The organism is Paraburkholderia sp. SIMBA_030, assembly GCF_046535245.1.
Taxonomy (GTDB): domain Bacteria; phylum Pseudomonadota; class Gammaproteobacteria; order Burkholderiales; family Burkholderiaceae; genus Paraburkholderia.
Map to the genome: position 1 here is coordinate 1 of NZ_JAWRXB010000497.1, position 273 is coordinate 273.

1 protein-coding gene is annotated in these 273 nt (G+C 47.3%); it reads left to right on the top strand.

Annotation, left to right across the window (positions count from 1 at the left end):
* On the top strand, nt 1-273 hold a 273-nt coding region (locus tag SB772_RS40950; RefSeq protein WP_410838644.1), incomplete at both ends, for an RtcB family protein.

The following is a 273-nucleotide window of genomic DNA, read 5'->3' on the forward strand; positions in this document are numbered from 1 at the left end:
GATGCGTCTCGTCATTAAGTCATTGCAGTCGCCACAAGCGGGGTTGCCTCGATTTCAGCTGACCAAAGAAGCCATCAATTGTCATCATAATTATGTCAATGAAGAGGTGCATTTCGGTGAGCAAGTTTATGTGACGCGTAAAGGTGCGATCAGTGCTTATGAAGGTGAGCTTGGGATTATCCCAGGATCTATGGGCGCAAAATCCTTTATCGTACGTGGTCTTGGCGCAGAAGAATCGTTTTGCTCATGTTCACATGGGGCAGGACGACAGAT